General features: G+C 41.8%; 14 protein-coding genes. 12 read left to right on the top strand and 2 right to left on the bottom strand.

The window, feature by feature from the left end:
- Window positions 1–79 (bottom strand): hypothetical protein (locus AC6CWS_RS25905; protein ID WP_223602338.1); only part of this gene is annotated, 79 nt, incomplete at its 3' end.
- Between the two features lie 306 nt (window positions 80–385).
- Here AC6CWS_RS25905 and AC6CWS_RS25900 point away from each other — a divergent pair.
- The 11 genes from AC6CWS_RS25900 to ugd all read left to right on the top strand — a co-directional run bounded on the left by AC6CWS_RS25900 (window position 386) and on the right by ugd (window position 13,156).
- Entirely contained in the window at window positions 386–1,339 is a 954-nt protein-coding gene (locus AC6CWS_RS25900; protein ID WP_065806307.1) for a glycosyltransferase family 2 protein, read from the top strand.
- Window positions 1,340–1,407: 68 nt separating this feature from the next.
- Window positions 1,408–2,724, top strand: coding sequence for a flippase (locus AC6CWS_RS25895; RefSeq protein WP_498256456.1), 1,317 nt, complete (start codon window positions 1,408–1,410; stop codon window positions 2,722–2,724).
- Complete coding sequence (locus tag AC6CWS_RS25890; RefSeq protein ID WP_074423277.1) at window positions 2,717–3,913, top strand: polysaccharide pyruvyl transferase family protein; 1,197 nt, start codon at window positions 2,717–2,719, stop codon at window positions 3,911–3,913. The genes AC6CWS_RS25895 and AC6CWS_RS25890 overlap by 8 nt, the downstream gene beginning before the upstream one ends.
- A 103-nt stretch (window positions 3,914–4,016) precedes the next feature.
- On the top strand, window positions 4,017–5,195 hold the full coding sequence (locus AC6CWS_RS25885; RefSeq protein WP_139102916.1) for an O-antigen polymerase: 1,179 nt from the start codon (window positions 4,017–4,019) through the stop codon (window positions 5,193–5,195).
- Between the two features lie 157 nt (window positions 5,196–5,352).
- Window positions 5,353–6,516, top strand: a complete 1,164-nt coding sequence (locus AC6CWS_RS25880; RefSeq protein ID WP_136070920.1) for a hypothetical protein — start codon at window positions 5,353–5,355, stop codon at window positions 6,514–6,516.
- Window positions 6,517–6,701: 185 nt separating this feature from the next.
- Entirely contained in the window at window positions 6,702–8,108 is a 1,407-nt protein-coding gene (gene gnd / locus AC6CWS_RS25875; RefSeq protein WP_136070921.1) for an NADP-dependent phosphogluconate dehydrogenase, read from the top strand.
- Window positions 8,109–8,352: 244 nt separating this feature from the next.
- Window positions 8,353–9,417 (top strand): dTDP-glucose 4,6-dehydratase, encoded by a 1,065-nt coding sequence (rfbB, locus tag AC6CWS_RS25870; RefSeq protein ID WP_065806303.1) that lies wholly within the window; start codon window positions 8,353–8,355, stop codon window positions 9,415–9,417.
- A gap of 38 nt (window positions 9,418–9,455) precedes the next feature.
- Window positions 9,456–10,325: a glucose-1-phosphate thymidylyltransferase RfbA gene (gene rfbA, locus AC6CWS_RS25865; RefSeq protein ID WP_065806302.1), complete on the top strand. Its 870-nt coding sequence runs from the start codon at window positions 9,456–9,458 to the stop codon at window positions 10,323–10,325.
- Window positions 10,325–11,248 carry a dTDP-4-dehydrorhamnose reductase gene (gene rfbD / locus AC6CWS_RS25860; RefSeq protein WP_223822584.1) on the top strand — a complete coding sequence of 308 codons (924 nt, stop codon included), beginning with the start codon at window positions 10,325–10,327 and terminating at the stop codon, window positions 11,246–11,248. The genes rfbA and rfbD overlap by 1 nt, the downstream gene beginning before the upstream one ends.
- Before the next feature lie 11 nt (window positions 11,249–11,259).
- The gene (gene rfbC, locus AC6CWS_RS25855) at window positions 11,260–11,814 is read left to right on the top strand and encodes a dTDP-4-dehydrorhamnose 3,5-epimerase (protein ID WP_065806301.1); all 555 of its coding nucleotides are present in this window, start codon (window positions 11,260–11,262) and stop codon (window positions 11,812–11,814) included.
- Window positions 11,815–11,989: 175 nt separating this feature from the next.
- Window positions 11,990–13,156 (top strand): UDP-glucose 6-dehydrogenase, encoded by a 1,167-nt coding sequence (gene ugd, locus AC6CWS_RS25850; RefSeq protein ID WP_065806300.1) that lies wholly within the window; start codon window positions 11,990–11,992, stop codon window positions 13,154–13,156.
- A gap of 384 nt (window positions 13,157–13,540) precedes the next feature.
- Here the strand turns inward: ugd and AC6CWS_RS25845 are convergent, their stop codons facing one another.
- Window positions 13,541–14,545 (bottom strand): NAD-dependent epimerase, encoded by a 1,005-nt coding sequence (locus AC6CWS_RS25845; protein ID WP_065806299.1) that lies wholly within the window; start codon window positions 14,543–14,545, stop codon window positions 13,541–13,543.
- A 393-nt stretch (window positions 14,546–14,938) separates the two neighbouring features.
- Between AC6CWS_RS25845 and AC6CWS_RS25840 the strand changes: the two genes are divergently transcribed.
- The coding region (locus AC6CWS_RS25840) for a hypothetical protein (RefSeq protein WP_223602338.1) at window positions 14,939–15,017 on the top strand (79 nt) is incomplete at its 3' end.

Raw genomic sequence — 15,017 nt, 5'->3', positions numbered from 1 at the left:
GCCAGTTGGTGATTTTGAACTTTTGCTTTGCCACGGAACGGTCTGCGTTGTCGGGAAGATGCGTGATCTGATCCTTCAACTCAGCAAAAGTTCGATTTATTCAACAAAGCCGTTTCTTGGTCTTATTTTGCTAAACAGATTGTCAATGTTTATTTTGTAAAGGGAGGACTATTATTGCAGAACAATATCCCTCGCTGGCTAAAAGACAAATATATTCAGTGTTTGACGCAAAAATTATTAATATATTAAAGTCTCATATAAAATGTGATAATTCGTTAGGTAAGGTAATTAATAAGTCATAAGTAAACTGGTGGGTAGCAAAAATTGATGTAATTTATTAATTTTCTACTTATAATACTCGCAAATATAGATTAATTTATTGAATATGAAAAAAATAGATGTTTTATTAGCTACCTATAATGGTGAAAAGTATATTGCCGAACAGATCGAATCCATCCTGTTAAATTTTCAAAAAGTTACAGAATATGATTGTCGATTATTGATATCAGATGATGGTTCAACAGATGATACTATCCAAATTATCAATAATATTAGTAAGTTGGATAATAGAATTATCTTAGTCAATACTACCAAGAAAGGTGGAGTTAAAGAAAACTTTAATGGTTTGATTAATTCTTCAAGTGCTGATTATATCTTCTTTTGTGATCAAGACGATTTCTGGTTACCCGCTAAGATGAGAATGTTCATCGATAGGTTTATGAGTATTGAAAAAGAGTATGCGGGACCAATTTTAATTCACTCAGATTTGTGTGTGACAAATGGATATTTGTCACCTCGAAGTGAATCTATGTTTAAGTACCAGAATATAAATGCAAACCCATCGTTCAATGAATTAATTGTTAGTAATTCAGTAACAGGTTGTGTCATGGCTTGTAATAAAACGTTATTGAATATCGCTCGTGAAAGTACGATTATCGAGTCTATAATGCATGACTGGTATTTGGCTCTTATTGCAAAAGCATTTGGGCGAATTGATTTCATTGATAGTTCACTGATATTATATAGACAGCATGGTGGCAACCAAGTCGGCGCAAAACCATTTAATCTTAGCGCAATATTAAGTATTTACAAAATACACGATAATTATATTAAGGCAAAAAGATCTATAGTTAAAACACAAGACCAGGCTCGTTTATTTCTCAATGATTTCTCAGATAAAATAGAGAGGAAAAACGCGAGTTTATTGTTGCAGTTTTCAAGTCCAAAAGACGTGAACATTTTCAAACGATTATCTTTATTTTTAAATAATGATTTTAAAAAGAAAGGGTTTATCCGAAACATTGTGTTTTTTTATATTTTTGTCATTAAGGCTTTATAACAATCATTACTTTATGAGGAGCTTATGAATATTTAATTCTAATAACATTCTCAGTCTATAGGTTTTTTATGAAAAAGACAAATAATAATTTTCTACATAATGTGTCATGGAATTTGGTCGGTTTTATTTTTCCGGTAGTAACGGCGATTCTTGTTATTCCTTTTATTATTAAAAATATAGGAACTGAACGCTTTGGTATTTTAACACTTATCTATTCCGTTATTGGGTATATGAATGTATTTGACTTTGGTTTGACTAGGTCAATTACCAAACAGGTGGTAAAGTACAAAGAGTTAAATAAGCTTAATGAGCTTGCATCATCTATTCTTACAGGGCTATCAGCAATTGTAGTCATCATATTATGTGTATCGTTTTTTTTCTCATTATATGCTAGTGAGATCACTCATAAAATATTTAACCCGTCTACAAGCGATATTGAAAAAGAGGTGAGAGATAGTTTATATATTATATCTTTTTGTTTACCATTTGTGGTTTCCCAGTCAGTTTTTTCCGGTGTAATGGAAGCTTTCGGAGAATTTAAAAAAATTGCAACTGGGAAAATACCATTCTCATTTTTAATGTACGCAGTGCCCTTTATTGTTTCGCTTAGTAGTCCCAGCTTGATTAGCATCACTATTAGTTTATGCATATTGCGTATTGTTATGGCCATATTTTTTTATTATATGATGAATGCTACTGTTATCCGAATTTGTGGTTTCAGTACAATAAAAAGCGCTATAAGAATGGATATGGGAATTGAGCTGGTTAAATTTGGTGGTTGGGTATCAATTAGTAATATTATAGCACCAGTCATGCTATATATTGACAGGTTTTTTATTGCGTCACTTATTGGCGCTAGTGTTGTTGCGTATTATACTACACCCTATGAAGTTGTTTCTAAAGTAGCTATTGTCGCTGCTAGCGTTTGTGGTGTACTATTCCCGCTTTTAGTGAAAAAAATCCCATCTGATATCAAATATGCTAATAAAATATATTGGCGTTCTTTTTGGGGGGTATTTGGTATTTTAATTCTCCCCGTATGTATTGGAATTTCGTGTGCTCACTTTATATTGTCGACATGGATCAATGAACAATTTGCAGAACACTCGAAAGTAATATTTTGTCTCTTTTTGATTGGTTTTATGATTCATGGATTAATTCAGCCTGCATTTACGTGGATTCAATCCTCGGGGAAGCCACAATTTACTGCTTTTTCTCATGTTTTTGATTTAGTACTGTATGTGATTTATTTTCCCGTTTTTGTAAAGCATTATGGTGTGGTGGGTGCTGCATATTCGTGGGTTTTGCGGGTAACAATTAGTTTTGTTATTCTTAATACTCTGAGATATATATTATATAAGGTGGAAGTTAAAAAAAATGCGTAAATACAATATTGTTGGGGCTTTTGACCGTCATAATTATGGTGATATTTTATTTCCACTCATCCATTCAGAGTTTATAAGAAGACATAGTGAGAGTGCAGAAATTAATTATTATTCATTATCTGAGTCAAATCTTGAATCTATCGGTGGTGTACGTACGAAATCGATAAAGTCATTATTAAATAAAAGTGTACTATCATCTCCCGAAGATAGAGTGATAATGTGTGGGGGCGATATTCTAACGGTTGACTGGGTTGGTATGCTAGGTCATTTATCGGGTGAAAATTTTTATTTTTTATTAAAAGTTGCCAGAAAATTATTGGGCGTAAGTTTATCTAACCAAATAATAAGAATTATTTGGGGGCAAAAAAATAAATATCCATATATAATAACGCATAAAAATATTGAATGTAAAATATTCTATACCGGAGTTGGTGGTTCAGGGTTTGAGCTCAGTAAAAGTAAGTTTATACATGATATACCTAGGGAGCTTATTTACGTCGATTCAATCTCTGTCAGGGAAAGTATTACAAAAGAGTATCTTGTCCGGGGCGGAGTATCATGTAATTTACTTCCTGACACAGCATTGATTATGTCAGATTATTATCCAATAAGTAAGTTAGCAGAAGTAAAATGGAAAAATAATGTCGTCTCATCTAATAATTTTAGTTTTGAAAATTATATTGTTTTCCAATGTGCAAGAGCAAATGGTGAGGGTTATGAAGATCAGATAGTAAATGAAATTATCGAGATTAATAAAAAGCTGAATATCTCTATAATTCTATTGCCAATTGGACGAGCAACAGGACATGAAGATCATGTAATTCTTTCGCGTATTTTTACTCTTTTATCTAATGCAAGTATCCCGGTAGCGATGCAAAACGATCCGCATGTGTTGTCAATTATGGCTACACTTGCAAATGCAAAAGCATATATTGGGACGAGTTTACATGGAGCAATTACCTCATATTCTTTTGGTCACAAAGTCTGTGCTATATCTACAAGAAAGGTTGTGAAGTTAAGAGGATTTTTAGAGGCATGGATGGACCCTGCAGATTATTCGGTATCTAGTGATTTTGATTTTAGTGATGATTTTTTGAGACTTTGTAGTGAGAGCTATGATATTAATAATGATGAGTTATTGGTGTCGCAAAAGAATATGATTTCGGCTGAATTAAGTCAGTATCTTTAAATTATTATGAGAATCAGTCATATTTATTATTATGTAGTGGCTGATTCCTTAATTAAGGACGCTTTATGAATGTTATATTTTATTTTCCTTGGAGAGTATTTATATGAGAATGGTATTTATAAATCCATTTTATATATTCTCCATTGCCTTTTCTGTGGCGATTGTACTCTTTAAAATGAAATTATCTTCTTTATTTTTGTTGGATAACACAGAGGCTACTCAATTAATAATATTAGTTATGGTTTTGTTTTGTTTAATATTTGGTTTTTTTTATTCAGGAAGATTAAAACGATTTATAGCAAGAAGTGAACCTGGTAACTCATCTAAGTTTAATGTTTACATGGTAGCGATGTTTATAATAGCTGGAACAGGCTTAGAGATTATTTCTTCTGGAGCAATACCTTTTTTAATGGTTTTTGAAGGAGTGACTTATAATTACCGTGAGTTTGGTATCGCCTCTTTTCATGTGTTTTTCCTAAGTTACGTATCAGCATCGGCGATCATCGGTTTTGAACGATATATCTTGTTTGGGAATAAAAGAAATTTATTACTAACAATCTTGGGGGTACTGTTTTCTATCATTATTGTAAACAGGGCTGCTATGTTGATGATAATCCTACCTTGTTTTTTTATATATTTGTCTTATAATGCAAAAGTAAAGTCTATAGTAAGTGTGTTACTATGTTTTCTGATTATAATCATTACATTTGGATATATAGGAGATAAAAGAATGGTGTCTTCTGGTTATACGGACGACAAACCATTATTCCGGGTTGCTAAGATAGATAGTGTTGTTCTTGATAGTTTACCTTCTGGGTTCTCTTGGTTTTATATATATGCTTCTTCCCCTTATGCTAATTTATTATATCAGGAACGGAATCCTAGATATGATAAAGGCAATGTTACAGACTTTTTGAATGTGGCTATTTTACCAGATTTCATATCCAAGCGCATAGATGATACTGTTAAGTCTCGATTCCCAACGATTCTGATTACAGATGAGCTTAATGCAACAACCGGCTTTTGCTATGCTGCAATAACATTTGGAAGTTTGGGGGTTATTTTATTATATTTATATATGTTTTTTATTTTAACTTTATTCTTGATGTTGAATAGAAAACGTCATATAAGAGCTGTCGCTGCCCTTCTTTCGACAATTACGGCATTTATGATTTTTGAGAATATGCTAGTATTCGCCTCTTGCATTATGCAACTTATATTAATAACTTTGTTTTGTTCTAAAAAGATTACTTTATTTGGTCGGGATGTGAATTTGTTGTAGCTAGCTTTAATAAATCTTAATTTGTTTTCTTAATATCTGTGTTGTGTTCTGTGTTCTGTGTTCTGTGTTCTGTGTTCTGTGTTCTGTGTTCCGTGTTGTGTAATGTGAGTTTTTTGATTTTGGTTGAGTGCTATTGTTAAAATATCTAGGTGTAATAATGAATGTTAAATCTGTTTATATTATTATCGGATTCTTTATTTCAACTGATGTTACAGCTAAAGGTATTTATTCTAAAACTTTTGGAAACTATGAGCATGCTGTTGGTGATTATTTGATTGTCAACAATGAAAATGCAAAAGTACAGGTGCTAGGATTTAAAAAAGATTCAGAACAAGCAATGTATCAAAATAGAGACCATGTGGGTTATTATATTGGAATGTATGGTCCTGAGGATCAGCTTATCTTACGAGAACCTGAAATCACGTATAGCCATGATGGATTTTATGTGCATGATATAGGATATCTCGATAGAATAAAATTAGGTATGTTTGTATCCACTATTTCTGAGCCTCGTATATATGGGCGTATTGTTTCAATCAATCCATCTCAAAAGTTTGTCGGCATCAACTCTTGGTACGAACAAGGTAAAAATGTTAATGGAATAGTTCCTCGCAACTCAGTTCAATTATTGATTAATTCTGCTGATAAAATATGGGGTCAAAACACAAATATTTTCCTAACTAAGAATAGTTCGGCTAAAACAGCAACTGGCTATGAACTTGGTTTTTTTTCGGATGGGACTCATGGGAATCCTGTTTGGGGATTTCATGCTGTAAATTTGAGTAATCTTGGTCAACCTTTTCAGCAAGCATTCAGAGCTACAGGACGCTGGGTTACTGGTTTTTATAGTTCTAGTGATATAGATGTGGCGTTTTCAGCTGATGAACCAAAGCATTCGGCTCTGCATGTCACAAATAATATAAACAAGCACTGGAAAGGTAGCGTGATAGATTTTAGTAGCCATATTGATACATTACCAGAATCTTATTTAATAAAATCCTCTATTAATGATAAAATTGTCTATTCTGTAAGGACTGATGGTGTCCAAAACTCAGGGAAATTCGAAGTTCTACGAATTGCAAAAAATACCATTCTCTCGATTGATGGACCATCATATATAATTTGCAATAACAGGTATACCATAAATTTATTTCTTCCTAAGAAAAATTTACGGGGAGTTATATATGAAGTGAAAGCGAATTCAGAGGGAGTCGTAAGAGTAAATTATGATTCATCTAGTATTGTTTTAAGTAGAAATGAACGAAGTTACGTGAAGTTTATTAATGACGGTCTTTCATGGATTCCTTTGTACAGTGGATAAAACATGTTTAGATTAATGTATTGGTAATTAGACTTTTTTGTATGTGTATTTGATGCTTTTTACTCTTGTATGCCACTTAATCCATCATGATTTCGGGCTATGCTGCCTCTCCTGTTTACGATAACATAATAATCACCTTTAATCTGCGAATGTATCGCAGTGACCACACCAGACAGGAGTATGTAATGTCCAAGCAACAGATCGGGGTTGTCGGTATGGCAGTGATGGGGCGTAACCTTGCGCTCAACATCGAAAGCCGTGGTTATACCGTCTCTGTTTTCAACCGCTCCCGTGAAAAGACCGAAGAAGTGATTGCCGAGAATCCGGGCAAGAAACTGGTCCCACATTATACCGTCAAAGAGTTTGTTGAATCTCTCGAAACTCCACGCCGCATCCTGTTGATGGTGAAAGCAGGCGCTGGCACTGATAGCGCGATCGATTCTCTTAAGCCATATCTGGACAAAGGCGACATCATCATTGATGGAGGGAACACCTTCTTCCAGGACACAATTCGTCGCAATCGTGAACTGTCTGCTGAAGGTTTTAACTTCATTGGTACCGGTGTTTCTGGTGGGGAAGAGGGCGCACTGAAAGGCCCATCTATCATGCCTGGTGGGCAGAAAGAAGCTTACGAGCTGGTAGCGCCAATTCTTGAGCAGATCGCTGCACGTGCCGAAGACGGTGAACCATGTGTCGCCTATATTGGTGCTGACGGTGCTGGTCACTATGTCAAGATGGTGCATAACGGCATCGAGTATGGCGATATGCAGCTTATCGCGGAAGCATACTCTTTACTGAAAGGTGGCCTGGCGCTTTCTAATGAAGAACTAGCAACAACCTTCACCGAGTGGAACGAAGGCGAGCTCAGCAGCTACCTGATTGATATAACCAAAGACATCTTCTCTAAAAAAGATGAAGAAGATAAATACCTTGTTGACGTGATTCTTGATGAAGCCGCCAACAAAGGTACCGGTAAATGGACCAGCCAGAGCTCACTCGACCTGGGGGAACCGTTGTCCCTGATCACCGAATCTGTCTTTGCGCGTTACATCTCTTCACTGAAGGACCAGCGTGTTGCAGCGTCTAAAGTTCTGACGGGGCCAAAAGCTCAATCGGCTGGTGACAAGGTAGAGTTTGTAGAGAAAGTTCGTCGCGCTCTGTACCTGGGCAAAATCGTTTCTTATGCTCAGGGCTTCTCCCAGCTGCGTGCTGCGTCTGATGAATACAACTGGGATCTTAACTACGGTGAGATTGCCAAAATCTTCCGTGCCGGTTGCATTATCCGTGCGCAGTTCCTGCAGAAGATCACTGATGCTTACGAGCAGAATGCGGGTATCGCCAACCTGCTGCTGGCACCGTACTTCAAACAGATCGCTGATGAATATCAGCAGGCACTGCGTGATGTCGTGGCTTATGCTGTTCAGAACGGCATCCCTGTTCCGACATTCTCTGCTGCCATTGCCTACTACGACAGCTATCGTTCTGCGGTCCTGCCGGCTAACCTGATCCAGGCTCAGCGCGACTATTTCGGTGCTCATACCTATAAGCGTACTGATAAAGAAGGCGTATTCCATACTGAGTGGATGGAATAATTCTATTCTGCTTCAATCCTGGGGGAATACCCCAGGATTTTCTGGCTGTTATTTTATAAGAATAAGTACCTCACCTTATATTATAACATCAAAGGTTTAGTAACTTTCCGACTCGATTATACTCTCTTCTGAATATATTTCTTGATGTTGTAGTCTGAGTAAGACTAGCGTATTAAATTTAATGCGCTGGGTTTTTATAACTATTAACTTGAAGTTTTAATTTAACATTAAAGGTAGATTAAATATGAAGATCCTTGTCACTGGCGGCGCGGGTTTTATTGGTTCTGCAGTTGTTCGTCATATTATTGAAAACACCAAGGATGAAGTTCGCGTGATGGATTGCCTGACTTATGCGGGGAATCTTGAATCTCTGGCGACGATTGCCAATAGCGAACGTTATTCCTTTACTCAAACTGATATTACCGATGCTAAGTCCGTCTCGGAACAGTTCAGCGATTTCCGTCCGGATATCGTGATGCATCTGGCGGCAGAAAGCCATGTCGATCGCTCAATTGACGGTCCAGCGGCCTTTATTCAGACCAACCTTATTGGTACTTTCACGCTGCTGGAAGCAGCTCGGCACTACTGGTCAACCCTGGAAGCGGCCCCGAAGCAGGCCTTCCGTTTCCATCATATCTCTACTGATGAAGTTTATGGTGACCTGCACGGCACTGATGACCTGTTTACGGAAGAAACGTCTTATGCGCCAAGCAGCCCGTACTCTGCCTCTAAGGCCGGGAGTGACCATCTGGTGCGTGCCTGGAACCGTACCTACGGTCTGCCGGTAGTGGTGACTAACTGCTCAAACAACTATGGCCCATATCATTTCCCGGAAAAACTGATCCCGCTGACCATTCTCAATGCGCTGGCGGGTAAACCGCTGCCGGTGTATGGCAACGGCGAACAGATTCGAGACTGGCTCTATGTGGAAGATCACGCGCGTGCACTTTATAAAGTCGCCACCGAGGGTGAGAGCGGTGAAACTTATAACATTGGCGGCCATAACGAGCGTAAGAATATTGATGTAGTACGTACTATCTGCTCCATTCTCGATAAAGTGGTGGAACAGAAGCCGGGCAACATCAGCCAGTTTGCCGATCTCATCACCTTTGTGAAAGATCGCCCGGGACATGATCTGCGTTATGCGATAGATGCCACAAAAATTCAGCGCGACCTGGGCTGGGTGCCGGAAGAAACTTTTGAAAGTGGAATTGAAAAAACGGTTCACTGGTATCTGACCAATCAGAACTGGTGGCAGCGTGTGCTGGACGGCTCCTATGCCGGTGAACGTCTTGGTCTGAATAACTAATTGTCCTGGCTTGACTCACTTATTAAGGAAACTGACAAATGAAAGGTATTGTTCTGGCCGGTGGCTCCGGTACGCGTTTGTACCCTATTACCCAGGGTGTCTCTAAACAGCTTCTGCCGATTTACGATAAGCCGATGATTTATTATCCGGTGTCTGTGCTGATGCTGGCAGGGATCCGCGATATTCTGATCATCACCACGCCGGAAGATATGCCTGCTTTCCAGCGTCTGCTGGGCGATGGTTCGCAGTTTGGGGTTAACTTCAGCTATGCTATTCAGCCTTCTCCGGATGGTCTGGCGCAGGCTTTTATTATCGGTGAGAAATTTATCGGCAATGATTCCTGTGCGTTAGTGCTGGGCGACAATATTTATTTCGGTCAGAGTTTTGGTAAAAAACTGGAAGCGGCAGCCAGCAAAACGTCGGGTGCTACTGTCTTTGGCTATCAGGTCCTCGATCCGGAGCGCTTTGGCGTGGTGGAATTTGATGAGGACTTCCGCGCCTTGTCGATTGAAGAAAAACCGCTAAAACCAAAATCAGATTGGGCAGTTACTGGACTCTATTTCTACGACAACAATGTTGTGGAAATGGCGAAAGAGGTGAAGCCATCTGAGCGTGGAGAGCTGGAAATCACCACCCTGAACCAGATGTATTTGGATCGTGGCGACCTGCAGGTTGAACTGCTGGGCCGTGGTTTTGCCTGGCTCGATACCGGTACTCATGACAGCCTGATTGAGGCTTCGCAGTTTATTCACACTATTGAGAAGCGCCAGGGCATGAAGGTGGCTTGTCTGGAAGAGATTGCTTACCGCAATGACTGGCTGGGTGCCGAAGGAGTTGCGGCCCAGGCTGAACGCCTGAAGAAAACCGAATATGGCGCTTATCTGAAACGCCTGCTTAACGAACGTTAATCGCCTGCCGATCATATACAAGGTATTTAATAATGAAAATTTTACTGATTGGTAAAAATGGCCAGGTTGGCTGGGAGCTGCAGCGTTCGCTGTCGACGCTGGGTGAGGTGGTCGCCGTTGATTACTTCGATAAAGAATTATGCGGTGATTTAACGAATCTGGAAGGCATTGCACAAACTGTTCGTCAGGTAAAACCGGATGTCATTGTCAATGCGGCGGCCCACACTGCGGTAGATAAAGCTGAAAGCGAGCGTGAGCTGTCCGACCTGCTGAACGACAAGGGCGTGGCGGTGCTGGCGGAAGAGTCGGCGAAGCTGGGCGCCCTGATGGTGCATTACTCCACCGATTATGTGTTCGACGGGGAGGGGAGTCACTATCGTCAGGAAGAGGAGGCCACCGGGCCGCTGAACGTCTATGGTGAGACCAAACGCGCCGGAGAAATTGCGCTGGAGCAGGCAAACCCCCGCCATCTGATTTTCCGCACCAGCTGGGTTTACGCGACCCGTGGGGCGAACTTTGCGAAAACCATGCTGCGTCTGGCGAGTGAGAAAGAGACGCTGTCGATCATTAACGATCAGCACGGCGCGCCGACCGGGGCAGAGCTGCTGGCAGACTGCACCGCCATCGCCATCCGTGAAGAGTTGCGTAATAAAGCGGTTGCCGGAACCTACCATCTGGTCGCCAGCGGTGAAACGAGCTGGTATGACTATGCCCGCTTTGTTTTTGACGTGGCACGTGCTAACGGCGTGCAGCTGGCTATCAATGAGGTTAACGGGATCCCGACAACGGCCTATCCAACGCCGGCAAAACGTCCGCTGAATTCCCGCCTGTCGAATGAAAAATTCCAGCGCGTATTTGGTGTCACGCTACCGGACTGGCGTCAGGGTGTAGAGCGCGTGGTCGTTGAAGTTTCAGGCAAGTAAGGGCATACAAGATGAATATTATTAAAACAGACATTCCTGACGTACTGATTTTTGAACCTCGCGTGTTCGGTGATGCGCGTGGTTTTTTCTTCGAAAGCTTCAGTAGCAAGGTGTTTGATGAGGCGGTCGGTCGTCATGTTGAGTTTGTTCAGGACAACCACTCGCAGTCGCAGAAGGGCGTGCTGCGCGGTCTGCACTATCAGCTGGATCCGCACTCGCAGGGTAAACTGGTGCGCTGCGTGGAAGGTGAGGTTTTTGATGTGGCGGTGGATATCCGTCGTTCATCTCCAACCTTTGGCAAATGGGTTGGGGCGGTGCTCAGCGCAGAGAATAAACGTCAGTTGTGGATCCCGGAAGGGTTTGCGCATGGTTTTATGGCGCTGAGTGAGACGGTGCAGTTTGTCTATAAAGCGACCAACTACTACGCGCCACAGTCAGAGCGCAGCATTCTCTGGAATGACCCGGATATTGGTATTAATTGGCCTGAACTGGACGGTTGCACGCTTTCTTTGTCTGAGAAAGATATGCTAGCCCATACTTTGGCGACCGCTGAAGTATATAACTAAATATTCCATTGTTCGTTATTTATGCTTCCTGAAAAGGCCCAATCCGGGCCTTTTTAAGAGCACCATTTTGTGCCTTTCTTGACACTTATCTTCTCAAAGAGTACAACCGCCGGAGATGTTGATTACAGGGTGGTTAAGATACCGCCGTCCAGTTAACTGATTAAAGTGTGATCGAATGAAAATTACTATTTCCGGTACCGGTTATGTTGGCTTATCGAACGGCATCCTGATTGCGCAGAACCACGAAGTGGTTGCGCTGGATATCGTACAATCTAAAGTTGATAAGCTGAACCAGAAGATATCGCCGATTGTTGATAAAGAGATTCAGGAATACCTGAACGAAAAACCACTGAATTTTCGTGCGACAACTGACAAGCAAGATGCATATCGCAATGCTGACTATGTCATTATCGCCACACCGACTGACTACGATCCGAAAACCAACTACTTCAATACCTCAACCGTTGAAGCCGTTATTCGTGATGTCACTGAGATTAACCCCAACGCCGTCATGATCATTAAATCGACCATTCCGGTCGGTTTCACCCGTGATGTCAAAGAGCGTCTGGGCATCGACAATGTCATCTTCTCCCCGGAGTTTTTGCGCGAAGGTCGTGCGCTGTATGACAATCTGCATCCTTCTCGTATCGTCATCGGTGAACGTTCGGAGCGGGCAGAGCGTTTTGCCAGTCTGCTGAAAGAGGGGGCTATCAAGCAGGATATCCCGACGCTGTTTACCGACTCGACCGAAGCGGAGGCGATCAAGCTGTTTGCCAATACCTACCTTGCTCTGCGTGTCGCTTATTTTAATGAGCTGGATAGCTATGCAGAAAGCCAGGGTCTCAACAGCAAGCAGATTATTGAAGGCGTGTGCCTGGACCCGAGGATCGGCAATCACTATAACAACCCGTCATTCGGTTACGGTGGATACTGCCTGCCGAAAGATACTAAACAGCTGCTGGCGAACTACGAATCGGTGCCAAACAATATCATTGGCGCTATTGTGGATGCTAACCGTACCCGTAAAGACTTTATTGCTGACTCTATCCTTGCGCGTAAACCGAAAGTGGTTGGGGTTTATCGTCTGATCATGAAGAGCGGCTCAGATAACTTCCGCGCCTCTTCAATCCAAGGGATTATGAAGCGTATTAAAGCCAAAGGTATCCCGGTTATTATTTACGAACCGGTGATGCAAGAAGATGAATTCTTTAATTCTCGCGTCGTTCGCGATCTGGATGCCTTTAAGCAAGAAGCTGATGTCATCATTTCTAACCGTATGGCGGAAGAGCTGGCTGATGTTGCGGATAAGGTTTATACCCGCGATCTCTTTGGCAACGATTAGCCCTTTCGATCCTGAGTGCCAGCGGTGCTGCCGCTGGTCCATCTCTCCCTTGCCTCCGCTTTTACAAATTTTCTATAACGACGACCTCGGTAGTGTGATGCAGTCTGTAATTTTATGCTAAAACCATTGCCCGGCTTACGGTGGTCAGATATGTTAAATCATACCTTGTGAAGAGCTACCGTCACTGAGATGTAGATGCCGGAGATAAGCGCCGGAAGGGAAAAGAAGCCTGCTATGCGGGCTTTTTTTGTTTTTGTATTCAGGGATTGGGCACGAAATAAACAGGAGCTAACCAAAGCGGAGGCTCATCAACGCTTTTGTAAAACGCGGGAACAAAAAAACCGCAACCCTGCGATTGCGGTTCAGAAAGAATCAGGTAACCACTCAGGCGTTGTAATACGCCTTGTACCACTCCACGAATTTCTTCACGCCATCCTTAACGGATGTCTGCGGTTTAAAGCCAACCAGATCATACAGTAGCTTGGTATCGGCGCTGGTTTCCAGGACATCGCCCGGCTGGATCGGCATCATGTTTTTCTCAGCTTCCATCTCCATCGCTTCTTCCAGAGCGGTGATGTAGTCCATCAACTCCACCGGCGAGCTGTTGCCGATATTATAGATTCGATAAGGGGCTGAACTGGTGGCCGGTGAGCCGTTTTCTACGGTCCATTCAGGATCTGCCTGCGGAATGACATCCTGCACGCGGACAATCGCTTCTACGATGTCATCGATGTAGGTGAAATCACGCTTCATCTTGCCGTAGTTGTAGACGTCGATGCTCTTACCTTCCAGCATCGCCTTAGTGAATTTGAACAGGGCCATATCCGGACGCCCCCACGGGCCATACACGGTGAAGAAACGTAAGCCGGTGGTGGGGATGCCATAGAGATGAGAGTAGGTATGCGCCATCAGTTCATTGGCTTTTTTGGTTGCCGCATACAGTGACACCGGGTGATCGACCGAATCATCCGTGGAGAACGGCATCTTGCGGTTCAGGCCATATACTGAACTGGAAGAGGCGTACAGCAAATGTTGTACTTTGTTGTGTCGGCAGCCTTCCAGAATGTTCAGATAACCAATCAGGTTGGCATCGGCATAGGCATGCGGATTTTCCAGCGAATAACGCACGCCAGCCTGCGCTGCCAGATGGATCACCCGATCAAACTTCTCAGTAGCAAAAATTTGCGCCATGCCTTCGCGATCGGCAAGATCGATTTTGTAAAAACTGAACCGAGGGGACTGTAAAAGATCCAGGCGAGACTGCTTGAGATTGACATCGTAGTAATCGTTCATGTTGTCGATGCCAACAACATCATGACCCGCCTCCAGAAGGCGCTGACTTGCATGAAAGCCGATAAATCCTGCGGCTCCAGTGACTAAAAACTTCATATTCATCCTCCGGGTTCGGTGTTCCCCGCTATATATATTTGTCGATTTTACACTGGCTTGCCTTCGGGATCATCTGCTTTACCGTTGCAGGATATAAGCGGGTACCGTAGAAAGCGCAGGGTTGCACACTTCCCGGGTCCAGGTGAGTGCTGAAGATTTTAGGGTAAGTTCGCAAATGATAATCATTATTACATGAAAATAAGTTAGCTGAATAATTGTTACTGCTGTTCTTTGATAGTTACCGTACTCTGTTCGCCTCGCAAGCAAAGCAGCGGAAAGGCTGAGTCTGGTCAATATTGTTTCTTTTTATATATTTTCCGAACAATTCCTCAATAATCAGTCAGTATTACTATTGTAATGAGGCTTTGTTGAATAAATCGAACTTTTGCTGAGTTGAAGGATCAGATCACGCATCTTCCCGACAACGCAGACCGTTCCGTGGCAAAGCAAAAGTTCAAAATCACCAACTGGC

Source organism: Klebsiella sp. M041, assembly GCF_059759695.1.
Note: the sequence above shows the minus strand (reverse complement) of the source record. Positions and strands in the feature narration are given on the sequence as shown.

Bases quoted from the DNA above. Each gene is read 5' to 3' on its own strand.
- gnd (WP_136070921.1), top strand. From the start codon at position 6,702: ATGTCCAAGCAACAGATCGGGGTTGTCGGTATGGCAGTGATGGGGCGT.
- AC6CWS_RS25890 (WP_074423277.1), top strand. From the start codon at position 2,717: ATGCGTAAATACAATATTGTTGGGGCTTTTGACCGTCATAATTATGGT.
- AC6CWS_RS25900 (WP_065806307.1), top strand. From the start codon at position 386: ATGAAAAAAATAGATGTTTTATTAGCTACCTATAATGGTGAAAAGTAT.
- rfbC (WP_065806301.1), top strand. From the start codon at position 11,260: ATGAATATTATTAAAACAGACATTCCTGACGTACTGATTTTTGAACCT.
- rfbA (WP_065806302.1), top strand. From the start codon at position 9,456: ATGAAAGGTATTGTTCTGGCCGGTGGCTCCGGTACGCGTTTGTACCCT.
- ugd (WP_065806300.1), top strand. From the start codon at position 11,990: ATGAAAATTACTATTTCCGGTACCGGTTATGTTGGCTTATCGAACGGC.
- AC6CWS_RS25845 (WP_065806299.1), bottom strand. From the start codon at position 14,545: ATGAAGTTTTTAGTCACTGGAGCCGCAGGATTTATCGGCTTTCATGCA.
- AC6CWS_RS25885 (WP_139102916.1), top strand. From the start codon at position 4,017: ATGAGAATGGTATTTATAAATCCATTTTATATATTCTCCATTGCCTTT.
- rfbB (WP_065806303.1), top strand. From the start codon at position 8,353: ATGAAGATCCTTGTCACTGGCGGCGCGGGTTTTATTGGTTCTGCAGTT.
- AC6CWS_RS25895 (WP_498256456.1), top strand. From the start codon at position 1,408: ATGAAAAAGACAAATAATAATTTTCTACATAATGTGTCATGGAATTTG.
- AC6CWS_RS25880 (WP_136070920.1), top strand. From the start codon at position 5,353: ATGAATGTTAAATCTGTTTATATTATTATCGGATTCTTTATTTCAACT.